This is a genomic window from Mesorhizobium sp. WSM2561 (assembly GCF_000513915.1).
In the GTDB taxonomy this organism is placed as follows: Bacteria; Pseudomonadota; Alphaproteobacteria; order Rhizobiales; family Rhizobiaceae; genus Mesorhizobium; species Mesorhizobium muleiense.
Genome location: NZ_AZUX01000056.1, coordinates 1 through 24,738, shown reverse-complemented (window position 1 = coordinate 24,738; position 24,738 = coordinate 1). Strand labels below are relative to the sequence as shown.

Genomic DNA, 24,738 nt, shown 5'->3' with positions numbered 1-24,738 from the left:
AGTAGTAGCGCGCCATCATTAGAGCGACAATTCGGAACTGCCCGGCAACCGACGCGAATGGATAGGAAACCAAATCTGCGCAAGATCGCTGATCGCGAGAGTCCTGGCCATTGCCTCGCCTCGTAGTTCGCTGCCGCTTGGATGGGATCAGCGCCGTAAAAAGTACCCTGTCGATTCCTGGCGCCTGCGATTTGCTCCGGTCGGACGCTCAATCGAAAGCCTGGTGCGAGGTGGCCCCTCTCCCACATGCAATTCGAGGAGGTGCTGATCCAGTTCTTTGTCCGCCGCTGTGAGGCGATGGTTGAGGCGAAGGTAGTCCATCCAGGTCGGGGTGTGGAATGTCTCTGTCCAATACAACGGCTCCTGCAGATCGCGCTGGAGGTTCCAGTGGCGGGCACCGACGCCGCTTTGCACCCGGCGGCGTTCCCGCATCAGGTCCAGGAAGGCTTCGACATTGGTCTCCGGTATCGAGTACTCGATCTTGACGACGATCGGGCCGCTTCTTGACTGCAGGTCCAGGGCGAGCTGCGGCGTTTCGAAGCCAAAAGGATCCTGGTCGGTCTCTTTCCATTGACGAATTGGCAGCAGGAACCCGGTGGCGGCAACCAGCAGCAGAGCGCCGGCGGAGCTTTCCAGCGCCAAGGTGAGCGAATAGTTCTCAGCCACCATGCCCCACAGCCAGCTGCCGGCCGCGATGCCGCCCGACGACAGGGCAGAGTAGATCGACAGCGTGCGGCCAACGACCCAGCGTGGGCTCGACAATTGAACGCTGACATCTAGCCCCGTCCAGGTGACGACCCAGCCCGCGCCACCGAACGTCAAGGCAATTGCCGCCACCGCCAGCGAAGGCGTGAATGCAAGCGCCAGGCAACACGCCGCGCAGGAGATGCACGCCAGTGTTGTCAGCCGCTCCTGCGACAGCGACCGTCGAAGCACGTTGTTGGAGATGCCGGCGCACAAGGCGCCCGCCCCAAAGCCGGCCATCAGGATGCCATAAGCAATCGGCCCTCCCCCCAGCTGATCGCGGGCGACCAGGGGCAGCAGCGCCAGTATCGAGATGCTCGTCAGGCCGAAAAGCGCTCCGCGCGCGATTGCGGCCTTGATCTCCGACGACAGCGCGGTGAAACGCGCTCCGTCATGAATGGCCGTGGTCAATGGCTCACGCGGAAGAGGCGAAGAGCGCCCGCTCCATTTGCAGCGACCAATGGCCCACAGCATCGTCAGATAGGTCAGGGTCGCGACAGCGAAAGCGGTCAGTGGTCCAAACGAGGCAACCACGATGCCGCCGAGCGCCGGACCGATGCTTCGCACGGCATTGTACCCGACCGAGATCAGCGTGACCGCGGCCGGGACTTCGCGCTTTCGCAGGATGTCGCCGACCGAGGCGTGCCAGGCCGGATCAGTAAAGGCGGCGCCGCAACCGGCCAAACAGCTGAGTGCAAGGATCATCCATGGATTGTAAAACCCCAGTCCGATAAGGACAGTCAGCATCGTCGACGACAACGCTATCAGGCACCAGCCGAGCGCCATCACATTGCGGCGGCTGAAGTTATCGGCAATGGCCCCGGCAAAGATCGACAGGATGAACACGGGCAGAGTCGTGGAAGTCTGCACCAGGGCGACCATCACGTCCGAGGTCGAGATGGTTGCCATCAGCCAGCTGATCGCAACGGTCTGCATCAGCCAGCCCAGGCTCGACACCTGCGCGCCAAGCCAGATCGAACGAAAAGTGGGGTTCTCCAGCGGCGCAAATGTCCCCGAGGAAACTGCAGCCGCGTCCGCGGGCACCACCCTGCTCATTGGGCCGAGCCTCTCTTTTCGTGTACAGGTCGCGTTGAAGATTTCTCCTAGACGCACTTGCCTATGGAGAGTGGCGGGATCAGGGCATTATGAGTGCGGCGCGAAGTAATTTGTGGATGGCTGCTACTGCGGCCGAAACGAAAGCTGCTGCTGGAAGTTCGCTGTTCATCCATTAGCCGGACCGCCCGTCCGATCGATGGTTCTGGCGCGGGCTCTGGACGGGGCATGATGCAGAACCGGGATTCGTCTTGCCGGTGTTCCCAATAATATGCATTTGCCTCGGGCTGCGGTTCGGAAAGATAGTGTTGATGCGGCCCTGCCGCGACTTTCATTGCGTTCTGTGGCTGCCTTCCTTATGAAGCGGAACTTCGCCGACTGTCTTTTTCATCTAATCAGGAGCATTCCGTGACAGAAGAAGCCGAAAGTAATTCTGATGCCCTCATCGAACTTACCGCCGACGTCGTATCGGCCTATGTCTCGAACAATCCAGTCCCCCTGGACGAGCTTCCGGCCCTGATCGGCCAAGTGCATGCCGCGTTGAAGGGCACAGTCGGCGGCTCGCCAGAGAAGCCTGAGGCCCTCAAGCCTGCAGTCCCGATCAAGAAGTCGGTCACGCCCGACTACATCATCAGCCTGGAGGATGGAAAAAAGTTCAAGTCGCTGAAGCGGCATCTCTCCACCCACTATGGCCTGACGCCCGATGAATACCGCGCCAAGTGGGGCCTGCCGGCAGACTATCCGATGGTCGCGCCAAACTACGCCGCCGCACGCTCGGCATTGGCCAAGACCATGGGTCTCGGCCGCAACCCCAAGGAACCGGAAAAACCAGCGCCTGCGAAGCGGACCCGCAAGGCGGTCGCAGCCTGATTTATCTTCCCAAGTTTGTCTGGCGTGTATAGCAGCCGCGCGAAACTATATGCCGAATCCGAAAAAGTCGGGGAGCCCCGCCTTTCCGGCAAACAGTCTGGTTTCACATGGAATTCTGCAAGGCGCGCAGCAATTCGCTGCGGCCTTCCGGTTGAGCCAGCCTCCCGCGCGCGCTTGTGGACCGTACATCCGCAACTTGCCGCCCCTCCGGCCTGTGCCCAGGGGCGGGCGAAAGTCAGCCCGCCTTGCTCAGATTGCCGGCCTACGATTTGCCGGTGCGCCGGTCCTGCTCAATCTCGTAATTGATCTTCTGACCATCGACAAGCGTCGAAAGGCCGGCACGTTCGACGGCGGAAATGTGGACAAACACGTCCTGGCCGCCGCCATCAGGCTGGATGAAACCGAAGCCCTTGCTGCTGTTGAACCACTTCACGGTTCCAGTTGCCATACTGTATTCCTTCATAACAATTTCAGCGTAGCCTGGCCGTAAGCCAAACCGTTCATTCGAGACTTGGAGATAGACGCAGGAAAAAGCGAAAAATCGCAAGGTTCGGCGCGATCAGACCGGCCCATAGCACCGGCCGCGCCAGGAGTAATTCGATCAGCGCCGGCAGATTCGAGTTCTTGCGCTGATCCTGAGCCGGCGCTCCATCTGCCTGACAAAGAGCCGCAAGACAGGTTTCAGCGCTACCGCTTTTCAGGGCCTGGTGATTAGCGCCTGGGCACCGAATTGTTCGGGAATCGGAGTGCGGAACGGCACCCGACCGAACCGTCGCTGTATCACGGCTGCCACCAGACCGAGAGCAATTCCGCCGAGGATTGCCAGGATATCGGTGGCCGCCGGAGAAAGATTGAACCCCGTCAGTGGCATTAGGACTTCCGGGACCAGTCGATGCAGCAGGTAGACCGGGAATGCCGCTTGGGCCAGGTACATGACGCCGCGCACTGCGAGACGCGGCAACGGAACGCGCGGCACATAGATCAGCAGCGCAACCAGCACCAGCAGACCGAGGTGTTTGATCCAGCCGCCATACCAGTTGCCGCCCAGATAGGCCGCAGTCGGCAGGATGATCGCCGCGGCCGCCAGCGCCAGCGCCCGCGGCCCGGCGCGGTCGGCACAAGCGACGCACCATCCAAGGGCGAAAAGATAGAACACCCCAGGGACGGTAAACTGCGACCGCCCCGCATCGATGGGCCAGAGTTCAGGGATGAGCCGCAGGACAAACGCAAATCCCAGTAATGCCAGCCCGGCCGCGAAGGGATGTGTGTCCAGCAGCCTCCTCATCCGCCTCGGACTGAACAGCAGGAGAACCAGCAGTGTCATCTGCACGTAGGCTTCGATGAACCAATAAAGATAGGGCAACATCAGATGCGTCTCGGGCGTGGTCAGTCCAAAGTTCGCGACGAGGAACACCGACGCCCAGGGGGTCTGCCCCCAAGCCAGCGCGAAACCGGCCAGCACCAACGCATAGGGCACCAGAATCCGCAGTACCGGTTTCAGAAAGTCCGCGGCATTCCATTCGATCAAAGCCTGACGTCGATGCTGGGCCACGCTCGTGCCAAGCAGGAGCACCATTGCCGCGGCACCGCCGTAGACGGGCCACGATGTTTGATGCGCCACGACAACGGCAAGGATTGCCAATGCGCGCGCCAATACCGGCATCACAACGCCAGCGCTTTTCTTAGGCGACGCCTGTTCCAGGCGTTCAATGTTTAACTGCTCCCAATGGTCCGGCAGGCCCCCGAGCCGGCGGTCCAGTACCAGCGAAAGTTCCACGTGTTGCAGCGAGTCACCGCCGAGGCTGGAAAAACTGTCTTGCAAGCTCACTTGTCGGTGCGCGAAAGTTTCAGCAAACGCCGACAGCACATCCTCACGCTCGATGGGAGGCTTCTCAAGCTTTTTCAGCGCCGGGTAATCGATCTTGCCATTCGCATGTCGCGGAATCTCGGTGCAGGAAATCACCGAGATATGCTGCGCCCCGACACCTGCCAACTGCGCGGCCTTAGCCGTGAGATCGCCCGCTGGCTCGCTGTCTGCGATCCAGATTGTCTCGTCATTGCCCCAAACCGCCACCTCGTGCCCGGCTTTGGCCAGGGCCTGTTCCAGCGCGTCGTGGCCAATCCTCAATCCGGCAATTTTCGACATGCGGGACAGGCGGCCGGTGATTCTGTAAAGACCGTCGGCGCCGCGCCTTGCGACGTCGCCTGTGGCGAGTTCAATCAGCTCCCGCCCCTTGGTAAGATCTGCGGCGGACTCGGCGTAGCCCATCATCACATTCGGACCGCGATAGATCAGCTCACCCTCAGTCTCCGCCTCAGCAATGTCGCGACCTGAGCCATCGCGCAGCAGAAGCGTACCGCCAGGAACGGCCTGTCCGACAGCGTCGGGGTGGCTGGCGGCAAGCTCGGGCGGCAAATAGGCGATCCGGGCTGTAGCTTCGGTCTGACCGTACATCACAATGAAACGGCCCTGCCTTTGCTTCATTATCTCGGCCCAACGGAGCACGGCGGCGGGTTTCATCGCTCCTCCCGCCACCGTCAGACAGCGCAGCGTTTCCGGCAACGCATCGGTCAAATCGATGCTTTCGAGAAGAGTGAAATGGTGGGGGACACCAGCAAGGCTGCCAGCACCGGAGTCTTTCAGTGCCGTCGCGAAACCGGGATCGAGAATTGATCCGTCGGCGAGCCAAAGACTCGCGCCGCTGAACAGGTGTGAATGCAGCACCGACAGGCCATAGGAGTAATGAAGTGGCAATACCAATGCGGCGCGATCCGAAGGGGTAAGCCTCAGGTAGTTCGCAATGGCAACCGCATTGGCCTGCACGGCGCTTGCCGGCAACCTTACGCCACGGGCCTGACCCGTGCTGCCCGACGTCTGCAACAGCAGCGCAAGATCGGGGTGGATGGCGGCCGGTCGGTCGTGAAATAGAAATCGCCGCCGGTCGCCCATCGTCCGCCAGCTGACGGCAGGGGAAAAACGCTCTTCCATCCGGCGCGCCAACTCGGGTTCTCTGGCGGGCAGCGGCATCACTGCGTGGCCAGCGCTGAGCGCACCGAGATATGCGGCGATGGCGGCCGGGGTGAGGTCCATCTCGACGGCCACCAAACGGCGTTCGGAAGGCAGTCTGCGCGCAGTGCGCTCCGCGATGTCCGCCAATTCCGCATAGCTGGTCAGCACACCCTCATGGACAAGACAGGGCGCGGTTCCAAACTCACGTAAATGGTTCAAACTGAAGAACATTCGGACACTTTGTTTCGGCGTGCATAATATTGTTGATATTTCCTGTCAAGTTAGCTCGTGATCAGCTTCGAAACAGGCCACATGGGGTCAGAACAAGAACTGCCGCCGCAGTCACGCTTAAGATCGAACGGAGCATGAACATCTTGCAGCCCGCAGGGTTACCTGGTGGGAGCCTCAGCGATCTGAAGCCGACTGGCATCTGGCGGTCCTTTATCCCACGCATAGATGCCTGTCAGGTTGATGTGTTCCCAGCCGAGCGGCGAGACATGCTTGGAGCAACCGTGTCGGGAATGTTGCTGCCCTTTCGCTTCAGACGGTGACAGCGCGGTCGAGATAGACGGTGTTCCAGTGCACGATCGCGCTGACGATGAGATTGAGGCCCGAAGCGCGGAACGCCTGGCTCTCGAATGATGCGGCCGAGTTCCCGCAACGCCTTGGCCAGTGACTTTCCCTTGGTGACGCTGAGAGCTTCTTCAGGACCGTCAAGGGGAGAGCGACTGTCTTGTTTTTCAAGCGGGCTGCCATGGCCTGTTGTCCCGGATGATGGCGTTGAGAATGGTGAGCAGCTTTCGCATGGTGGCAACGACGGCGACGATCTTGATCTTGCCGGCGGCGAGGAGGCGGTCGCGGAAGGCTTTCAGCGCCGGGTTATGGCGGATGGCAACGAGGGCGGCCGTGAAGAGGGCCGACCGCACGGAGCTTCGGCCGCCGCCGATGAAGCTCCTGCCGCGCCAGACGCCGGACTGCCGGGTGAAGGGGGCGAGGCCCGCCAGCGCCGCGATCTGGCGGCGGTCGAGGCTGCCCAGTTCCGGCAGTTCGGCAAGCAGGGTCCTCGCGACCGTCGGCCCCACTCCCGGCACGGAGGTGAGCAGGTTCTGCCGGACCAGCCACAGCGGCGACTTGCGGATGTGGCCGTCCATGTCCTGGTCGATCGTCTCGAGCTCGCGCCTGAGCGCCGTCAGGAGCCGGCGGATACTCTTCTGGGCCTGCCTTACGGTCGCCGCGCGGGCGCGGTTCTCCTCGGCCACGATCATGGTGACGATCTGGCGCCGGCGGGCGACGAGATCGGCAAGCAGCCGGGTTTCGGCATCCGGCAAGGGCCGCAGTTCGGGCCGCACCGCCGCCGCGAAAGCGGCGATCACGGCAGCGTCGATCGGGTCGGTCTTGGCGCGCTTGCCGAGCGCATCGGCAAACGAGCGCACCTGCGCCGGATTGACCACCACAACCGGCAGGCCCGCCGCCGACAGCTCCGCCACCGCCAGCGTCTCCAGCCCACCCGTCGCCTCGAGCGCCACACGCTCGGGCGCGAGCGGCCCGATATGGCTCCTCAACCGATCGATCCCGTTGCCATCATTCCCGAAACGCAAACTCTCCCCCGACGGCAGCACATGCACATCGAGCCACGCCTTCGAAACATCAATCCCTACAAAATGCGCGTCCATCCTGTCCCATCCTTGCCTAATCGGGCTTCGCTTGCGGCCCAGGCGACTGTTCGGGTTCGATGGAACGGCGGACGAAGAACCCAGCTCTCCCACGGGCTTGGTGTCCCTCAGGAGCTTCGGTCTCTCGTCCGCCACCGCACTGCACTTCATAGCAGAGTCGGCAAATGACAAGTTACAAGCAGCGCGCAGTGATCGAAGCTGCCAGATGGACCGGATCGTCCCAATGATTGGGGATCAACGCGGTGTTGATCGGGGCACCGATATGGTTCCAGCGCCGGGTATTCTCGCAAGCCAATAACCGCAAGAAGCAGCGACACATGGACTGCAGGCCGGATATCTACCGGGCCAAGCTCATACCCTACACTCGCTGCGCACCCGCTGCTTTGGTCGGATTTGCCATAGCCCGCACATGTGAGCCACTCGAAAGAACATGGGCTCCCAGGTTAAAGTTCGTTAGCGACTCAGATACAGCATCAAATGACAGGGGGGCCGATATTGAGCACGCACATTTCAGCTGACCGAGTTGTGACGGCAGCTCAACCTCTCCAGTCGACCAACAATCAGCTGTTTGCCGATTTTCTTATCCTGAAACACGATGGTCTCTCAGTCGTCACACCGATGCTCCTGACGAGCACATCATCGTCGGCAGCGATCGAACTTTTGATGAGCATCCGCCCCGCCGATGGCAGCGAGGTCGTACCGAGAAGCCCGTATTTCAATCCGTTCTCAAGGAACGGGTGGCGCCATTGAGGACTACGGCCGATCCGGGCCTTTGTCGAACATTGACGGGAGCACCTTCGCAAAGATCGTTGAATCTACACATACCCCACCGCGAGAAGTCAAGCTCAGGCCCGACTATATCGCCACTATGGGTCCGTCATTGTGCCTATGCCTGATGATAGGAGTTTCCATGTCCTTGAGGCGGTTGTGAACCGGCTGGACGCAAGCCCGGAGCGTCCGCGGCGGCGCTGGTCAGCGGAAGCGAAGGCACGGTTGGTTGAAGAGTCCCTGAAGCCGGGTGCGAATGTGTCGCGATCGCGCGCCAGGCTGGACTGGCGAGCTCGCAGCTGTGTGGCTGGCGGCGGAATGCGATCAAGAGCGGTGCGGCCAGGCCGCAGCGGGATAGGCTCAGCATCGCCGCAGTCTGAGGGTCTTCCTCGGCGGCTTGTTCAAGCACAGCTGGGAGGTAATCGGAGATTCTTCCCTCGATCTCGCGAAATTTGTCCTGGTCGCGCGCCACGCCGCCAACATTTGTTCCAGAGTTGGCAGCGAGAGATCGAGCGCTGGATTTGCTCCCAGGCCTTTATGGACGGCGCGCGGTTGCCCATGTCTCAGCTCCACAAGGAGGACAGCGGCGCCGCAGCCAGCCTGTCGCCGAAGGGCATGAGATCGGTGCTGTCATAGAGCGTAACCCCATAGGCGAACCGATCCCCGCACGCTTCAGCCAGCGTCCTTAGTCCGCCGAAGTCGCTGGATTCGCGGAAGCTTTGATCTCGATCCCGGCGATCATGCCGTCGTCCCGCTCCAGCACGATAATCCACTTCGCGCATCTGCTGGTCGCGGAAGTGGTACGGAGTCAGCCGCAGGTCCGATGCGGTCATGAGCTTCAGCACTTCCGAGAAAACAAAGCTTTCCAGAAGGGTGCCAAACACGTTCCGGTCGGCCTTCACCCGATCGAAGGTCAAGCCTCGCGACGTGGCGAGCAGGCCAGAGTCTAGGAAATGCAGCTTCGGCGTCTTGGCGATCCGCTTCAGTGCGTTCGTGAACCAAGGCTGTAGTGTGGAGATGAGGAAGACCTGCTCCAGCAGCCCGACATAACGCTGCCCCGTCTTATGACTGACGTTTATGTGGGAGCCGAACTGTGAGTAGTTTACCAACTGTCCCGAATGCTCGGCCAGGAGCCGGACGAATTTAGGCAACTCGGTCAGCTTCTCGATGTCGGCGATGTCTCTGAGGTCGCGGGTAAGGATCGATGTCAGATAGGATCGCGCCCAATCCTGCCGCCGGCGCTCGCTGTCACGGCTGATCGCCTCGGGAACCCCCCACCATGGCAAGCCGGACCAGGTCGGCGCCTTGCCGTCTATCTCTGCGCGCGCGAGCGGCAGCATCTGAATGGTTTCCATCCGGCCTGCCAGACTGTCCGCAACTCGCGGCAGGGTGAGCACATTGGCTGAGCCGGTCAGCAGGAAGCGGCCCGGGCGATAATCCTCATCCACCGTCTTCTTTATCGCCAGCAGCAGGTCAGGCGCACGCTGAATCTCGTCGATGATGGCTCGGTCTAGGCCACGAATGAAGCCTGCCGGATCGGCCTGCGCGGCATCGAGAGCTGTCTGATCGTCAAGCGTGATGTAGCTGCGGCCCGCATCTCCCATTTTCCGGACAAGCGTGGTCTTGCCCGCCCGACGTGGCCCCACGATCAGGACCACCGGGGTATCTGAGGAGGGCCTCCTCCGCCCGACGCTCCACGAACCGCTCGTACATGCCATTTCCGAAATCTTTGAGATTGGAACTATCAAGCATGACAATTGGAAGTCAACGGCCTGTAGATTGGGAGATTCATTGCGACAATCTGGAATATAGCCGGTGAGGAGAAAGCGACCAGCCTACGCGCACGGTGAAGCTCGGCTCAAATCAGCCCCCACGCCCGAAACCTTCCCCTGCCCGTCATCTCGCGCAGGCCGAGCTCACCGACGAGATTCAGCGCACCCTGCTTCGAGACGTTTATCCGTCCTGGATCATGCCGGTGGAGACGATCGGGCGGGACAGCACAAGCTCGACCAGGGCGGCTAGTTTCGAGCTGGCGCGGCGCTTCTTCAGACGCCGCTCCATCTGGCTTTTCGCCATCATCAGCCGATCGTGCTCGTTAAGGCCGGCGAGCGCTGCTTCCTTAACGGCGTCGACAAACGCCATCAATCGGTCGCCGCGATGGCGCGCCCGTCGTCGCTCCCGCGGAATGTTCTTGGCGCCGAGATGCAGGCAGGCGAGATGGCCCGCGACGAGCCCCTCCTGCCGCAGCAGCGCGGCGACGAGCAGCGGCCCGAGCCAGGCGGCATGCTGCAGCACCTCGATGCCAGACCAAGCTTCCAGCAGGATCGCCACGCGCAGGACGACGGGCAGCTCCCGCGTTTCCACGATGACTGCCTGCCATTCGGCCAGCCGTTCTTCTTCATTCCAGTCGACATCGTAGATTAGGTCCGGCCGCTCGCCCCGGCGCGGCACTTTCGCCGGCACGTCGCCGCCGCTAAGAATTTTCGATGAACGTGCCAGGACAGCATCGATCTCGGCGAACTCGTCGGCAAGACGATCTTCGTCTGTCTCATACCAACCATCGGGCTCACCGGATGCGGTAGCACCGGTCTTCCCCTCCCCTTCCCGGCCGATTCCCGCCTGCTCTGGCGCCGCGCACCCGCGCCCGGTAACCTCCTCCAATCCCTCCCGGCCGAGCGCCCAATCGCCGGGCTGCGCCAGTATCCGGCGACGCATGCCCAGCACCGCGTGCGCGCGGGTGAGCTCGTGAGTCGGCGTGCGAATGTCCATGTGCGCATCATGCAGCACGAGATCCTCAAGGTGGACGAGCTCGCCCTCGATCCAGAGCGCGGCCGCCGCGTCGGCGAAGTTTTGCCGTTCGATCCACCCGTCGCGCACGGGAGAACGCGCCAGCCGCTCGTCGGGACGCGCCAAAACCTCCGTGGCTGTGGGTTTTAGTTTGTCGTTTCAAAATGGGAAAACATCAAGCGCCAGTTGGGCTTAGCTTATGATCGGGGATGATTTTTCGCTAACGATTTTACCGGCACCTTCCGTTGCCAAAGCAACTTCAAGATTGGACCGAGACATTTGTGCACGCCATTTCGGACGAGCAGTGTCGATGGCACCTAACGTGGTTTGCGAATGGGCAAGATTTTTGACGCAGGGCTAAAGATAGTTTCTCGATGCGATGCGGAGGCAATCGCATCGGCAAAGAAGGCACGTTTTTCCAGCCGACGGTCCTCACCGATATCTCCAGTGAGATGGCAGTGGCGCAAGAGGAGACATTCGGGCCACTGGCTCCGATCATCCTTTTCGAAGACGCGGATCAGGTCGTCCATGAGGCAACGACACGATCTATGGCCTCGCCGCCTACTCCGCGATATCAGGAGACGTTGAAGGCCATGATGCCGAGCGGGGGCGGCATGAGGTTTTGGTCGCGCACGGCGATCAGCGGCCAGAACAGGCTATTCCAGTGGCCAACGACCGAGAAGATGCCGAACGCGATGATCGCGGGCAGCGCCATCGGGACCATGATCTTCCAGACGATCGACACGTTTTCGGTAAAGACCACGATGGCTTCGCTTACTTCCAAGACGGAATAGTCATCGTAGACGCTCAGGCAACCGTCTTCAGAGAAGACTCGATCGGCAATCGTGCAAATTGAAAGGCAGCTTTCGCCGGAAATACTCATCAATCTGCTACTGCAGGTGCCCGTCTTGGTTTGCTGGCGCGCTCTTTCGCCTCTTGCGCTTCACCGTTTGCGGCGCCTGGAAAGCCGGCGATGATTTAGGCGAACCTGCCGCCCAGCAGGCTCAAGCGCAGCAAGAGCCATGGTTCGCACGATGTCGGCCAGCGGCGACGAGGCGTCGGCTAAGGCAAGCGGTAATGTAAATGCGTCCCGCGTCCAGGCCACCTGCGCGGCAAGAATCCCCTGCGCAAGGGCCGAAACTTTTTCGCTCACGGCCTTGAGGGTTTCCGGCCGGCCTGAAAAAAGCGATCCGGTTGCCTCGGCAATCAGAATCGGCGTCCGCAATCCCACAACCCACGGCGCGAGCATCAGGTTCTGGGCAAGGGCAATCTCCGCGCGGACTCGCCTTCCTCGTTGATTGGCCAAAACTCATTGCTCCTTCTGTTTGGATTAGCGGGCCCGCATAAGGAGCCGGCAATGACTATCAACACGATGCGCCTGTTCAGGGTTCCATAGCCCAGTCCTTCCGTCCTCGGGCCGTTCTCGTTAACGAGCTTGTCCATAACGCCGATAACCCAGTCGAAAGCAGATGGTCGTCCACGCTCGTCTCAGGGGCCACAATGTCGTTCTCGACATTAGGCGAATAGTTCTCACGGCGCGGCATGATTGGATATGCCCGAGAGCAATTTCGGCATATCTCTACGTGTCCCCCCAGGCCCTGTAGCGCCCCCTGCCCCGTCACCTCCCGGATGTTGAGCTCGGCGACCAGGCCGAGCGCGGCGCGCTGGGTATTTTCAGCTCGGTCGCGATCAGACCGGCCGACACCACCGGCCGCGCCAGCACGAGATTGATCAGCGACGGCAGGCTCGAACTCTTTCTTTTCGCCTTGAGCCGGCGCTCCATCTGAGCTTTGGCCAGCGCCCAGCCGGTCGAGCTTCCTTGAGACTTTGGCGCAGCGCCGTTCTTTCGAAGGCGAAGCCCCTCCCCCTTACCATTCGGCGTTCGTCTTCTGCCGAACCCAAGGGCCATCTTCATGCAGCGGCGAACAGGGGCGCGATGTCGCTGCGCAACAATCTCGGGGGAACTGCAGCCTGGCTGGCCGCCACAACGTCAATCGGCGGTGGGGCCTTGATCAGTTGCCGGCCTGTTTGTAAGACAAGCCGTTCACGCAATTGGCGGCGTTGCTCGCTTTGCTGGCTGCAATCCTTGCGGATCTGATGGGACCGCCTCACTCGGGCCGAGAGTGCCATGTCCGCGATGGTTGGATTGGGCTTGGCTGTGCTAGTTGTCCGATTGTTTCACCTCTTGCCAGTGCCATCACCGCCAGGAAGTTCGTGCGAGATCACCATGCTGAAGCCCCTCCTTGATCCCGACGTCGCCAACGAGGCGCCGACCTCTTCCGTCCTGACAGGTTACGATGAGGAGCGACTGCTCACTTATATTCGCCTTCTCGACGCCGCAGCCGAGGATGCTGACTGGCGCGAGGTGGCCAGGATCGTCTTGCACATCGATCCTGACAAGGAGCCGGAGCGAGCATTCCGGGCATGGGAAACGCACCTTGCACGCGCCCGATGGATGACCACGAATGGCTATCGGTACCTTCTTGCGGGCGGTGCGCCGCACTGATGCTCCACGATAACTACGCTTACGGAGGAAACTTCAAACGTCGATCGCTTGGGCTGGGGCCCCAGGACGTCCGCGTTGCCATGGCAGACACACATTGCATGCCTTCAATTGAGCCTTAATATCCGTAAATGTGCGGTTGCGAACGGAACCCATAGTGTCCGCACCTGCCAGGATCACGCTGATGCGGCTGGACGAGAAGGACCTTTTTCGTCCTAAGAATGTGTTTAGTGAGGCTCAGCTCCCGATGGGGGCGCGCGCCCCGAACGCCTTCGCGCGTGCAGCATGTATTTTGTGCATTGCAATATATTGTGGAATCGGTATGTTTGCGCTGTCGGCCATCTACTCCTCCCAGATGTGAGGCTGGCGTTGAATGCAGCGCACCTCCTCCCGGCAGCGGGCTTTTTTGCAGAGCGACAATTTCGGCATGGTTCAGGCTCAGGCCGCTAGGCTAGGCCAGGCGAATGCTCTTCACTTCAGCCTTTCTTGCCCTGCCCACATTCGATAAGCACGTTTTTGGTGAGCCCAGAGCGGGCCAACGCGGTGGCATGAACGAAGAAGACGAAGCCAACCCTTTGTTCACGTCGAATCTCCTTCACCTCGACGTGGACAGGGTCTGCGATCATTGGTGGCGGCCGCTGAAGTCGGGGTGTTGAGCTTTGCGGAGAGCTTGCGGGTTTCAGACTTGAGACCGCTGACCCGCCTCGCCAGTCGCATCCGCTCTGCTTTAGGCCGATGAAATCGGCTACCGGCAAGGCGAGTGCCGCGCCGGCTGCACCATAACGGACCGCCCCTTCCGGCTGCATCCACGAAGCGCAGCTACGAAATCAGCAGCAACTGGCGAATTTGGGCTGCGCCGGCTTGCAAGCTCGGCGCAGCCGTTCCACGCCAATCTCATCCGAGCGCCGGTCTACACCTGCACCTTTCCGCTGGCCGATTTGCAGGCAGCGGTCCATTGCATCGCGAAGTGTGGGTCTTCCAAAATCCCGGCCCGTTTCGCAAAACCGAGAAAGGCATTGTGGGCCGCGCCTATAGGCTTGTACCCGTCGTGGGCGTCAAAGCACGCCCGAAGGGCAGTCTGATGGATCAAGTCTCTGCGATCTTCCGGCCATTCATCGAAAAAATCGATTGCGCAAGGCCGGCAATTTCTTGCACCATAACCGTGGCACGCCTCACGAAGATGGGGCTGCCGAAAACTTCAGCGTTCATTCATTTCCTCCGACCTGCTGAACGGCTTATCTGTGTTAGAGACCGCGGATCGGGCCATGTGACCATCGCATAATGAGTTGTCACGGCGATGACGGTTCGATCGGGAAGAAGCCGCGTTCGGGCCCGAGGGGAATCATGGATTTCGTAGAGTGCCGCCTTTGCTAGGGGACATCGCCGGTTCCGTTCTTCCAGCGGAAGTTCCGGTCCGTGTTGAGCAGCTTGTTTTTGGGCCAGGAGTCGTCGCGATCTCACATCGTCTCCGAGCCCGCGGCGCTCGATGAGCGTAGCGGGAAGTGTCGATCCTTTCTATGGGCCGATTTACACCTATCTCCGGTCGTCTGCCCAATCAGGCGGCCTTGAGACGGCAATATGACCGGCAGTCGCGTGATCGTGGACGGCTTGACTGGCGTCCTTAATTGCACCGTATGCTGCTGAAGTCCTTAACATGATTTTTATCCCACTCGCCTAACAACTAAGTCATTATGAGGCAGTACAAGCAGCCTGTTCCAGGCCCCACCCTTCAGGGCCAAAGCGAATCCGTGGAAGCCGGGATCCTCCGAGATCAGTTCGGTGATCTGAGGACCGGGCTCTTCATTTCGATGCCCATCGGCACCGTCCTCTCGGCCCTGATCCTGGTCGTGCAGATGCTTTCAGGCGGCGGCCTTCTGGTGGTGTCGTGGTTTGCGGCGGTCCTCATGATAAATGGCATACGTATAGGACTTGCCCTCGCCCAGTCAGATATTCCCGATACTGCGCTGAAGCCGGTCGGTGCCCGACTTTCTCTTTACGGGATGTTGGCGCTGGCGTCCGGTATTGCGTGGTCTTTTCTGGCCCTGCTGTCGGACGGATACAGCACTCCCCAAGCACCACTCTATCTGATCGTTCTTGCAGGCCTGTCAGCCGGTTCAGTCACCTACGGAGCATCATACGCACCGGCTTCGATCAACTTCATGACGCTGCCGCTTCTGGTCGCCGCCGGATGCGTGTTGGCGAAAGGCAATATCGAGAATTACGTCCTCGCCTTCACGGTCTTGCTCTTTTTCGGTGGAATGATCAGAAGTTCGCTTCTCGGCCAGGCCCGCTTCCGAGAGACGAGCCGCCTCAAATACGAGGCGAAGGAGTTCGCCGCCGAGATGGAACGAAACTCCAGACGGGATCCGCTGACGAATTTGCTCAACAGGTCCGGGCTCGAGCATGCCATCTGTCAGCTCGGACTCGCCGACGGTCCGTTCGTGGCCATGCTGATCGACCTGGATGGATTCAAATCGGTCAACGACACCTATGGTCATAATGTCGGGGACGACCTGCTGGTCAGGGTTGCACGCAGGATAGAGAAGCGTGCGCCGCCAGAGGCAACGATTGCGCGCATCGGCGGAGACGAGTTCGTGCTGCTCTTTGCGGCCAGCAGGTCCCTGCATTCGACGGATGAACTTGCATCCTCCATCATCTCAGCCATCGCGGATCCGGATTATCCGGCGTTGAATTCGGTGCGCGTCGGCGCTTCGATCGGTATTTATGTGTCGGAGAAACCGCAATTGACGGAAATGCTGCTGCGGGCGGATTTCGCGCTTTATGCGGCCAAGCGCAGCGGCAGGAACGAATATTGTCTCTTCGATGCCGAACTCGACCACGGACTCGAACGCAAGCACTGCATCGAACGCGATCTGCGCGGAGCCATCGAGGGAGGCACTATTTGCTCTTGGTTCCAGCCCATCGTGCGACTGGACACCCATGCAACCGTCGGATTCGAAGCGCTCCTGCGGTGGCGACACCCGATCCATGGCGCCATTCCCCCACCTGAGATCGTCACCGCGGCGCGTGAAACCGGTCTGCTTTCCTTGCTGACGGAGAGGGTATTTCTCAACTGCTGCTCCATGATCGAAGAGCTGATGAGAAATGGGCGTCAGGACGTTCGGGTCGCGATGAATCTTTCGCCACGCGAACTGGAAGCAGGCAATGTCGACGATATGATACTGGAAACTTTGAAGACCAAGAATGTCCCCACGGCGATGTTGGAGATAGAGATCACGGAAGAAGCACCCGTGGATCGCGACAGGGTTGACGAAAAGTTGGAACGCTTGGCGGATGCAGGCATTTCGATTGTGCTCGATGATTTCGGCACCGGCTTTTCGACCTTGGTTTCGCTGAAAGACCGCCGAATCCGCAAGATCAAAATCGACAAGGACTTCGTTCGCGATCTAGCCAAGTCAGTGGAAGACCAGGCCCTCGTCAAGGCAGTCATCGATCTCGGGCGAACGCTGGGAATAGAGGTGATGGCAGAGGGGGTCGAAACGGACGCGGATCGTCGGATCCTCCAGTCACTTGATTGCATGATCGCGCAGGGATTTTTCTTCTCGGCCGCGCTTCCCATCCGTGACGCGCTTGCCTTCGACGCAGGACATCCTGACAGTTCCGCCGCCGCCAAAACCATCTTTGATCCCGCAGAGGTCTCGTTACGCCGTCCCCAAACCGGCAGCGCTGCTTAAGATCTCCGCGATCTGCAGCTAGCAAACGGGCCCTAGCTAACTCTAGAAGATCATCGACAAGAAAGAGGCCTTCGAGCGAGCTTTACCGTGGCCTCCTGAATTCAGGCGGGGTCGTGAGAACACGTTTTCACCACTCCGGCACTTGCCGCCCGAGTGCCAAACTCGGGCAGCCGGCATTTACAAGCTCTTCGGCTCGGCCAGCAGTGGCGGAACGCTGCGCGAAGAGGAGCCAAGATAGCCTTGTCTGATGTGTACTAACGCCCTTCCCCAGCAATCGTAGAGAAGCTCGAGGCGATCGGCGCCGCGTTCATCGACGTCGGGATGGGCCTTGAGCTCGACGAGGGATCGCTCGGCGGCATCCTGCGGGTCACCCCCCAGCACGCCGGAGAAGCGGGATCACGCGCGGCAGCGCATTTCCTTCGGAACTGCCCTTTGCCGCCGCTGGCCTGTTCGCGGGTGAAGTGGACCGTTCCTTGCGGGCCAATCAGCCGGGACGGACGGGTTCCGGCGCTCGCATGCGCAAGCCCTCACCAAGCAGGCCGGGGACATGCGGAGCGCGGCGGGCCGGAACGGATGAAGCTAGGCGGTTACTGGCCCGCCACGACCTGCCCCGGAATGCCAAGCTGTTGCGCGGTAGGTATGCGCTTCGCCCTTTGCTGGTTTTGGCGCTGCGCTTGCCGAACTGGCATTGTCGTCGAAACCTTCTTCGCACCGGGCGCATCCCGCCGCCATCCCTGCAAAGCCATGCAGTTCTTCTTAAACTCTTCCTCTCGGATTGCATTGCCAAGGGCATTTCCGATAGCGGCACCCGCGACATAGCTTGCGCTGCCGAAAGCGATGTAGCCTTGGTTTGTGGCGGGCGCGAGCATGTTGCACTTCGCCTGCGCGTATTCCAGTGGGGGCCCATCCATATATTGCGTATAGGTGGCAGTGGATTGACAACCCGCCACCCCGCAAATCAATGCGATGGCCAATATTTTAGCGACTTTCATCTCAACCCCAAGACTTGTTTCCTTCGTGTGTGTCTGGATAGAAAATCGAGGTTGCAATTGATTTAAGGTGGGTCAGCCCAGCCGGACTTATTGGCAAGGTGCTTAAAAAAGCCTGCCCAAAACACAACGATTTCTATCGAAACAAGGTCGCATGGCTGATCAGTCTCGCAAGGGACAGCATCAAGTTAACAGCGAAGTAGCAACCATCACTCCAGCCGCGAGGAACAGGAGCGCCGCCACATAGGTTGCCGGGGTCTTTCTACCTATCGTCATTCATCGTCAGCGCTCGCTTCTTCGCCTCCGCGTCCTGCGATCAGACATGAAATCAATTTCATTTCTTCTTTGCGGGCAGATGTTGTGTCCGCGTGTCTATTTCCTCAACCAGTTCCCAAGGTTCCGAAGCTGGGATTTCATGATAGCAGCTTCTTCCTCCAGCGCCGACTGTGGGGTGGCGGGAGCGAGCGCGTGGAAAATCGGCCAGCAGACCGGCCATGTCTCTGACGCAATGCTCAATCAACCGCTACATCCGCGACGGTCACAGGTTCACTTCGAATGCCGCAGGGGCCGTGCTATAGCGACCGAATGACGGTCCACCCGCGCAGGGCGGGGACCAGGGGACCTTTACCGCATGCGCCTCCGCTGTAGTGACGAGCATCAAAGTAGCATTCACGCCTTCGACGTCTCCGATGAGGCTTGGCAGTCTCTCACCGAGCGCAACCGAAGAGCGTCATCTGCGTATGCCTTGTTGCGCCGCCCCAGTGGCCCTCAGGAATCCAAGTTGGGAAGGCGGTTCTTCGCCCATATACTGAAGGGCGAATGCATCACAGCTCCAGAAACAGAGAGCCACTTACGCCTAAAGCAGATGGCGGTAGAAGCCGCCCGTTCGCAGGGGTGGGACGCAGAAGCAGAGGTCTCGGGTCTGGCGCCGTCTGGCGAACTTTGGAGGGCCGATGTTCCAGCATGCAAGGAGAACGACAAGGTCGCGGTGGAAATTCAGTGGTCGAGCCAGACTGCCGACGAGACCTTGTGGAGGCAGGACCGCTGCCAGTCGGCTCGTTTTTGCAAACTGCATTTCGCGGGACAGTTGAAATTCGGTGTGCCGCCGGGGGTGGCGGGCACGGCTCGGTACGGGCGGCCCCAGCCAAATGTTGGCATGCCGCCTGCGGGGCAGATAGCACCATCGTGACTGGCGTGGACGTTGCGTTCGGACCCTACCGGCGCGGGTTTAGGGTCGCCGACTTCTCTGGTGAACCAGAGCTATTCGGGTCCGTTTTCAGCAGCCTGCCGAGCGGGTTGCCGATTGGCACCATCAAGCCACGCTATAGCAGGACGATGGACGAGGAGTATTTGAGTAACGGGTGCATCAGGTGCGACCGGCTGTTTGGTAAGCATTTCGAGAACGACGTATTGCATGAGGAAGACGTAGTGTCCTCGTTTCCGATCCGGGCGTCGGGACCATGGTTCGAGTTCTTCCTAAGTGGCGCCGGAGCGACGGCTGGGCGGTGTTTCGTGCCGACGAGCTACCCCTCTAATCTCCGAGCCACCTTGTGGAAAATCATGTCCCCCCGAAAATCTATGTAATGTTGCGGAGCCGATCAAGTTTTACCTTTGAATTTAACTGAGGGTCAGCAGTCACGCGATATGGACGCCATGAGAAGCAGGCGAACGTGCTGCTGGTGGGCAATCTGTTGAGAATTCTGCGGAATATACATCGGACGCGGGTTTATATTCCCAGCCAAGGCCCAGCGAGTTGGCAGGCGTTTCTTGCTGAACCGGGAAAGCAATGGCGAACGGGCTATTCGGCGAAGGCGCTTGCGCACTGTTGGGAGGACAATGACGGCCTGCCAAACGAGATCGCTCAAATGTTTGACGCGCCAGCCGAGTTGCTGCTGGCCTTGCCCGAGCACAAGGTGCCACTCGACGGTGGCAACCGCGACAGCCAGAACGATGTGTTTGCGCTTATCCGGTTTAGGGATCAGACCTGTGCTGCAACCATCGAAGGCAAGGTGAACGAGCCGTTTGGGCCTACGGTGGGCGAGTGGTTTTCGAACCCGTCGCACGGAAAGCGCGAACGCATGCGCCACCTGTGTAGCTTGCTTGGCTTGGATGAAATCCCGCCATCCCATATTCGCTACCAACTGATGCACCGGACGGCATCCGCTCTTATCGAGGCGCGGCGGTTCAAGACCGACGAGGCCGCCATGATCGTCCATTCATTCTCCCGGGAGCGAATGTGGTTTGAGGATTTCGTGATGTTTCTGCGCCTCTTTGGCTTAGACGCGGAACCCGACGCCGCGAGCGTGCTGACCCTAAAATCCGGTCAACGGCTCCGATTGGGATGGGCTTCTGGCAACTCCGATTTTCTGGCCCGCTAAGGTGTAGATGATGGACATCTTGCAGCCCCGAACTCTGCCGACAGCCCGCAAACCCTACACAACAAAGCAAATGGGTGACGCCTGCGAAATGATGGTGGCGGCGGAACTCACGCTTGCGGGCATCCCAGCGCTCAAGGTTCCCGATAACTGGCCGGGATATGATGTAGTCGCCCAACCTCGGGACGCTGCACCGCAGCGCATCTCGGTGAAGTCGCGGACCTTCAAGTATGGCGCGGCCTATGTCGGCTACAATGACTATGATGCATTCGACTGGCTGGCGATTGTCCTGCTCGGTATGGGAGAAAGTGCCGAGCGAGCTGTCTATGTCATCCCTCGGCCAGTGGCCAACGGTCTAGCGCGGCAGGACAAGCCGACCAGCAAGACGGCTGCGGAACGGTATTTCAGGGTCGATCAAGTGGAGAACCTGTTTGCGGCGTACCGGAATAATTTCATCCTGAGCGGCTGTGATGACGTTCGCGACGGGTCCGCACGTCCGATGACAAATCCGAGCGAAGGCAGTAAAGGGTCAAAAGTCGGGCAAGAAGGGGGCGGGACAGTTGATCAATGCTAAGTTCGCGTTGTCATTTGAGGGCAATGAAGCTGATGACAATCAACTCGATTTCTATGACGCAGCAGATGCACTAACTGGTTTCCAGCGGTCGTTGGCTTTGACGACCCCACCTCGTGCTCAACGGTGAGATCATCGTCCAAGCACCTGCGCTGAAAGGCGGATCATGGCAGGTGCGCATCAGCTTGGCACCGCACCAAGAGACACAGTTCTTGGAAATCTGGTGACATCGGCCTATGACTATGTGATCAATGAAACCCTCGGCTTCCATGTAGATTTCGAGACGACGCTCGGCCAACAATATGAGGAGGCACAGCGCCACAGAAACCCGATTGCGCCCAAAATCACCCAGTCGCAAATCGATGCCCTGATTGAAAAATGCGAGAGTTCAGTCAAGGAGATGCACCGACCCACCTACGCATCCAAGACTGCAAACACGGCGAATGTGACGGCCACGTTTCGGCGAACGACGAAACGTATTGCTCAGATGGATGCCGACACTTTCGACTACGTGAACTTGACGACGCAGATAGCGCAGCCCGTCGAGAACTCCGGAAGGGTTAGCAGCTACGACATCAACACCTACAAGGGTCGCGTGTATGTTCATGGTGAACATCGCCCCATACCCTTCGACCTTGCTGAGGCTTGTCGGGACCCATTCAGTGTTCAGGCGGAACGCAAAGCCTGCAACGAAATGCTAGGGATCGGTTTACTCCCGATGGAGAAATTCAGTTCTCGGCATTCCGCTTTGAAAGCAGCACTGGTCGCCTAAAGAGACTACTGATCACTCGCATTCGCCCCGTGTCTGGGCCCGGAGGGTCTGTAATATCAGGAGGAACCGGGCCACGATGCCCGGTGCCTGTTCATGTCCTCAAGCCGCCGCCCAGGACGACTGCATGGCCGCAGCGATGGTGCCAGTTTGAGCGGGATCACCAAGTCGCGAATCACCGGGCTGAATGCCGGTCCCACTCGGAGAGGTTGCCGGATCAAACCCCGCCATGGCCGCGACCAGCGTCGCCACGTCGGAATGGTTGAGCACCTTTCCGTCGCCAGATTTGATGGTCTCGACGACGTTGCCCGGCCCGGCAAACCAGTTGCTGATCGTCACCTTGTCGCTTCTTCCCAGCACGGAGACGACGAGGTTGTTGCCCTGCTGGCTGAACCAGAGTTCGTTCGCGTCGATGCCCGTCCCGAAATCCAGCTCGTCATTGTCGCTGTAGGAACCGGACTCGACAATGGTATCGGCGCCGCCGCCTGCGTTGAAATGATAGCTGTCGTTGCCCGTCCCGCCCGACAGCGTGTCATTGCCGGCGCCGCCGTAGAGCGCATCGTTGCCGGCATTGCCGTTGAGCACTTCATCGCCGGCGAGACCGAAGATGATGGCGGCCTCGACACCACGATTTACCGTCGCCCCCGGTGCGGTGGCCACGGCAAGGTTCATCGTGCCCATGCCGTCGAGCGTCAGCTTCTCAATGTGACCTGCGAGGCCCTGCTGATAAAGGAGCACGCTGTCGCCAGCCGGCCCACCGGCAATGTTGATCAGCAGATTGTCGTTGCCTGCTCCCGTCCAGGAGAAGGAAAGATTATTCGCAGAAATCCCTTCGCCGATGCAAACAATTTTTTGTGCATTGCAATATATTGTTCGATGGATATGGTTCCGCTGTCGGCCATCTACTCCTCCCAGATGCGATGCCGGCGTTGAGATGCAGCGCACCTCCTCCTGCGCTGTTTTCGATAACGGCCCGCTGCCCAGGAAGCCCTGGAATCTACCATCATCGCCGGGATGGTGAGCCAGGATACGCTCGCCACCAGCTACGGTGCCCTCGGCACCGTCAACGGACCGGCCAAATTTTGTCTCAAATTCGGCGTTGGCGTGCTGTGGACGGCGGTTTCACCGCAAGCGGCTTTGGCGCGGCCGCACTGCTGATGGCACCGGTACCATCGCATTCATCAGATCCCGCCAAGCTGTCAGAAAGTCGCACGTAGTTTAGATCCGTTCCTATTCAGTACCCTATGTGCCATCCGAGAAAGCCGATGAATACTGAACCATTCCAGCCACATCTACCGAAATCGACATTCGAAAAGCTGCGGATTCCGCTATCTATTGGCGCAGCTCTGATTTGGGCCGCGTTCTTGCTGCTCACGCAAACCCGGGGCTTCGAGAGCGCGGCTTACAAATTCCTGAAGCTCGCCGGATTCTTCCTGATTTTCGTCGCCGTCATCGGACGGCTGTGGTGCACATTGTATATAGGTGGCCGCAAGGACCGCGAATTGTGCCCGGTCGGGCCGTACTCTTTGTGCCGAAATCCGCTGTATCTCTTCTCATTCGTCGGAACCGTCGGTGTCTGTCTTGCAGCCCAAAACCTCACCCTGACGATCGTAACCGCCGTCGTATTCCTGGGCTTTTACCGCTCAATCATCATCAGGGAAGAAGAGCGGCTGAAGCCTATCTTTGGTAGCGACTATCTTGCTTATGTGGCGCGGGTGCCCCGATTTCTGCCGCGCTGGCATGTGCCGGAAACAGAGATCACCGTCCAGGTCAATATCAGAAGCTTCACCAACACCCTCAAGGACGCCAGCTGGTTTCTGATGGCCATCATCGCGATCGAACTCATCGAGGATTTGAGGACGAGCGGCGTTCTCGTCGGCTGGATCCTGTCGTACTGACCAAGCAGGGGTTTGCCATCATTGGCGTGCTTCCTCCACGGTCGCCACCGCCGCCGACCATCATCGGCTGCACCGCGGAAGCCTTATGCTGCAGTCTGATAAAGGTTTGTCCTCGGTGCGCCTGGCCGAGGCTCTGGGGGTGAGCCAACCCACGGCCTGGCGGATGGGACACGCGCTGCGTACCGCGGGGATGGGTAGGAAAAACGAAGCGGGATAATCCTAATTGACCCACGTTTAAGGGCGGCGCTCCGCAGGAGCATTGCCTGAAACCGTCCCGCCGCTCGCCCGACGGTCCGCCGCAATTTGCTGATCGCACTCACCGTGTCGGCAGGCCAATGGCAATTTGCAACTGCTTGTCACGGTTGCGGTGGCCATTAGAGCTCTGGCGAGGCCAGCCCTCATTGATGCTGTGAACAACTTGCATGGCCTGATTGCGCTGGCTGCGGCTTCGCGCACAGTTTGCACATGGCGGCAGACGTTGGCCTCGATGCTCTGTTGTTCGAAATGGCGGCCGCAAGCGTTCGGCTGCTGCCGCTGAGCTTTGGCGACAAGGCAGCCAGGCTAGCCCACCAGACTTCGGGGCGGTTTCTTTTTGAGGTCCGGGTCGATGGTGATCCTCGATTTCAGCGAATTGCGGCCATCCGCTATGCGACCGGCACCACCGGAATCCTCGCCTTGAGCAAGGACGGGCTGGCGGTCGTCTCCTTCACGGCCAATGGTGAACTCCCCAGCTTAATCGATCCATTGGAAAGCTGGAATCGTCTCCCGCTACGCCAACAGGCGCGCAATGACATCTACGGGCACATCGACCTGCTCCTCGCCGCGCTTCGAAACGCGGGCTGCATGCCATACCGCTAGACTTTGAATTAAAGGCCGTTGTGGATATTTCCGTTTCGTTTTGTCGGCGCATGGCACGGCTCCCTTGGGGAGCGCCACGATGGAGGCATCATTGACAACAGATTTCGCGGCTGCCTGGTTGCATCTTGATCGAGCCTATCATTATCTCGGCGGCGACGATGACACGAGCCGCAAA

21 protein-coding genes and 5 pseudogenes are annotated in these 24,738 nt (G+C 59.8%); 11 read left to right on the top strand and 15 right to left on the bottom strand.

Annotated features, from left to right (window positions below; genetic code table 11):
- Positions 1-147: 147 nt before the first annotated feature.
- Positions 148-1,800 carry an MFS transporter gene (locus M727_RS0129745; protein WP_036263929.1) on the bottom strand — a complete coding sequence of 551 codons (1,653 nt, stop codon included), beginning with the start codon at positions 1,798-1,800 and terminating at the stop codon, positions 148-150.
- 405 nt (positions 1,801-2,205) lie between these two features.
- Here M727_RS0129745 and M727_RS0129740 point away from each other — a divergent pair, with 405 nt between their 5' ends.
- The gene (locus M727_RS0129740) at positions 2,206-2,667 is read left to right on the top strand and encodes a MucR family transcriptional regulator (protein ID WP_027155647.1); all 462 of its coding nucleotides are present in this window, start codon (positions 2,206-2,208) and stop codon (positions 2,665-2,667) included.
- Positions 2,668-2,929: 262 nt separating this feature from the next.
- Here M727_RS0129740 and M727_RS0129735 read toward each other — a convergent pair whose 3' ends face one another.
- From M727_RS0129735 to M727_RS0129720, 4 genes and pseudogenes are all read right to left on the bottom strand, one after another.
- Positions 2,930-3,115: a cold-shock protein gene (locus M727_RS0129735; RefSeq protein ID WP_027155646.1), complete on the bottom strand. Its 186-nt coding sequence runs from the start codon at positions 3,113-3,115 to the stop codon at positions 2,930-2,932.
- A 249-nt stretch (positions 3,116-3,364) separates the two neighbouring features.
- Complete coding sequence (locus M727_RS38020) at positions 3,365-5,908, bottom strand: AMP-binding protein (RefSeq protein WP_084646961.1); 2,544 nt, start codon at positions 5,906-5,908, stop codon at positions 3,365-3,367.
- Positions 5,909-6,123: 215 nt separating this feature from the next.
- Positions 6,124-6,319 (bottom strand): annotated as a pseudogene (locus tag M727_RS40800) (Tn3 family transposase); the annotation flags it as partial.
- A 98-nt stretch (positions 6,320-6,417) separates the two neighbouring features.
- Positions 6,418-7,350, bottom strand: a complete 933-nt coding sequence (locus M727_RS0129720; RefSeq protein ID WP_027155644.1) for an IS110 family transposase — start codon at positions 7,348-7,350, stop codon at positions 6,418-6,420.
- A gap of 495 nt (positions 7,351-7,845) precedes the next feature.
- Here M727_RS0129720 and M727_RS41915 point away from each other — a divergent pair, with 495 nt between their 5' ends.
- The gene (locus M727_RS41915; RefSeq protein ID WP_156941678.1) at positions 7,846-8,100 is read left to right on the top strand and encodes a hypothetical protein; all 255 of its coding nucleotides are present in this window, start codon (positions 7,846-7,848) and stop codon (positions 8,098-8,100) included.
- Positions 8,101-8,681: 581 nt separating this feature from the next.
- Here the strand turns inward: M727_RS41915 and M727_RS38015 are convergent.
- The 3 genes and pseudogenes from M727_RS38015 to M727_RS38010 all read right to left on the bottom strand — a co-directional run bounded on the left by M727_RS38015 (position 8,682) and on the right by M727_RS38010 (position 11,031).
- Positions 8,682-9,831: pseudogene (locus M727_RS38015) on the bottom strand (ATP-binding protein).
- Between the two features lie 145 nt (positions 9,832-9,976).
- A complete protein-coding gene (locus M727_RS44055; RefSeq protein WP_348627191.1) occupies positions 9,977-10,051 on the bottom strand; it encodes a helix-turn-helix domain-containing protein in 75 nt (24 codons plus the stop codon).
- Between the two features lie 20 nt (positions 10,052-10,071).
- Positions 10,072-11,031: an RHE_PE00001 family protein gene (locus M727_RS38010; protein WP_348627190.1), complete on the bottom strand. Its 960-nt coding sequence runs from the start codon at positions 11,029-11,031 to the stop codon at positions 10,072-10,074.
- 248 nt (positions 11,032-11,279) lie between these two features.
- Between M727_RS38010 and M727_RS40795 the strand changes: the two are divergent.
- Positions 11,280-11,470 (top strand): annotated as a pseudogene (locus M727_RS40795) (aldehyde dehydrogenase family protein); the annotation flags it as partial.
- Between the two features lie 21 nt (positions 11,471-11,491).
- Here the strand turns inward: M727_RS40795 and M727_RS40790 are convergent.
- From M727_RS40790 to M727_RS40785, 3 genes and pseudogenes are all read right to left on the bottom strand, one after another.
- Positions 11,492-11,650, bottom strand: a pseudogene (locus M727_RS40790) (carbohydrate ABC transporter permease); the annotation flags it as partial.
- Positions 11,651-11,848: 198 nt separating this feature from the next.
- The gene (locus M727_RS0129700) at positions 11,849-12,211 is read right to left on the bottom strand and encodes a hypothetical protein (protein ID WP_027155642.1); all 363 of its coding nucleotides are present in this window, start codon (positions 12,209-12,211) and stop codon (positions 11,849-11,851) included.
- 312 nt (positions 12,212-12,523) lie between these two features.
- Positions 12,524-12,688: a helix-turn-helix domain-containing protein gene (locus M727_RS40785; RefSeq protein WP_348627189.1), complete on the bottom strand. Its 165-nt coding sequence runs from the start codon at positions 12,686-12,688 to the stop codon at positions 12,524-12,526.
- A 444-nt stretch (positions 12,689-13,132) separates the two neighbouring features.
- Between M727_RS40785 and M727_RS0129685 the strand changes: the two genes are divergently transcribed.
- On the top strand, positions 13,133-13,411 hold the full coding sequence (locus tag M727_RS0129685; protein WP_027155639.1) for a DUF2285 domain-containing protein: 279 nt from the start codon (positions 13,133-13,135) through the stop codon (positions 13,409-13,411).
- Between the two features lie 907 nt (positions 13,412-14,318).
- On the opposite strand, the gene M727_RS44050 is transcribed toward M727_RS0129685, so the two are convergent.
- Positions 14,319-14,498, bottom strand: coding sequence for a DUF982 domain-containing protein (locus tag M727_RS44050; RefSeq protein WP_348627188.1), 180 nt, complete (start codon positions 14,496-14,498; stop codon positions 14,319-14,321).
- Complete coding sequence (locus M727_RS44045; protein WP_348627187.1) at positions 14,495-14,617, bottom strand: hypothetical protein; 123 nt, start codon at positions 14,615-14,617, stop codon at positions 14,495-14,497. Before M727_RS44045 ends, M727_RS44050 begins: the two co-directional genes overlap by 4 nt.
- A 539-nt stretch (positions 14,618-15,156) precedes the next feature.
- Here M727_RS44045 and M727_RS0129665 point away from each other — a divergent pair.
- Positions 15,157-17,103, top strand: a complete 1,947-nt coding sequence (locus tag M727_RS0129665; protein WP_245269045.1) for a bifunctional diguanylate cyclase/phosphodiesterase — start codon at positions 15,157-15,159, stop codon at positions 17,101-17,103.
- A 587-nt stretch (positions 17,104-17,690) separates the two neighbouring features.
- Here the strand turns inward: M727_RS0129665 and M727_RS0129655 are convergent.
- Positions 17,691-18,095 carry a hypothetical protein gene (locus M727_RS0129655; RefSeq protein WP_027155635.1) on the bottom strand — a complete coding sequence of 135 codons (405 nt, stop codon included), beginning with the start codon at positions 18,093-18,095 and terminating at the stop codon, positions 17,691-17,693.
- Positions 18,096-19,762: 1,667 nt separating this feature from the next.
- Here M727_RS0129655 and M727_RS0129640 point away from each other — a divergent pair.
- The 3 genes from M727_RS0129640 (at position 19,763) to M727_RS0129625 (ending at position 21,810) form a co-directional block, all read left to right on the top strand.
- Positions 19,763-20,470, top strand: a complete 708-nt coding sequence (locus M727_RS0129640; RefSeq protein WP_156941676.1) for a hypothetical protein — start codon at positions 19,763-19,765, stop codon at positions 20,468-20,470.
- A gap of 10 nt (positions 20,471-20,480) precedes the next feature.
- The gene (locus M727_RS37990; RefSeq protein WP_245269044.1) at positions 20,481-21,041 is read left to right on the top strand and encodes a hypothetical protein; all 561 of its coding nucleotides are present in this window, start codon (positions 20,481-20,483) and stop codon (positions 21,039-21,041) included.
- 163 nt (positions 21,042-21,204) lie between these two features.
- Complete coding sequence (locus M727_RS0129625) at positions 21,205-21,810, top strand: hypothetical protein (protein WP_036263922.1); 606 nt, start codon at positions 21,205-21,207, stop codon at positions 21,808-21,810.
- A gap of 99 nt (positions 21,811-21,909) precedes the next feature.
- On the opposite strand, the gene M727_RS37985 is transcribed toward M727_RS0129625, so the two are convergent.
- Complete coding sequence (locus M727_RS37985; RefSeq protein ID WP_210163970.1) at positions 21,910-22,752, bottom strand: calcium-binding protein; 843 nt, start codon at positions 22,750-22,752, stop codon at positions 21,910-21,912.
- A gap of 320 nt (positions 22,753-23,072) precedes the next feature.
- Here M727_RS37985 and M727_RS0129610 point away from each other — a divergent pair, with 320 nt between their 5' ends.
- From M727_RS0129610 to M727_RS0129605, 3 genes and pseudogenes are all read left to right on the top strand, one after another.
- On the top strand, positions 23,073-23,705 hold the full coding sequence (locus M727_RS0129610) for an isoprenylcysteine carboxylmethyltransferase family protein (RefSeq protein WP_027155631.1): 633 nt from the start codon (positions 23,073-23,075) through the stop codon (positions 23,703-23,705).
- 82 nt (positions 23,706-23,787) lie between these two features.
- Positions 23,788-23,886: pseudogene (locus tag M727_RS42570) on the top strand (winged helix-turn-helix transcriptional regulator); the annotation flags it as partial.
- A gap of 284 nt (positions 23,887-24,170) precedes the next feature.
- Complete coding sequence (locus tag M727_RS0129605) at positions 24,171-24,563, top strand: hypothetical protein (protein ID WP_027155630.1); 393 nt, start codon at positions 24,171-24,173, stop codon at positions 24,561-24,563.
- Positions 24,564-24,738 lie beyond the last annotated feature (175 nt).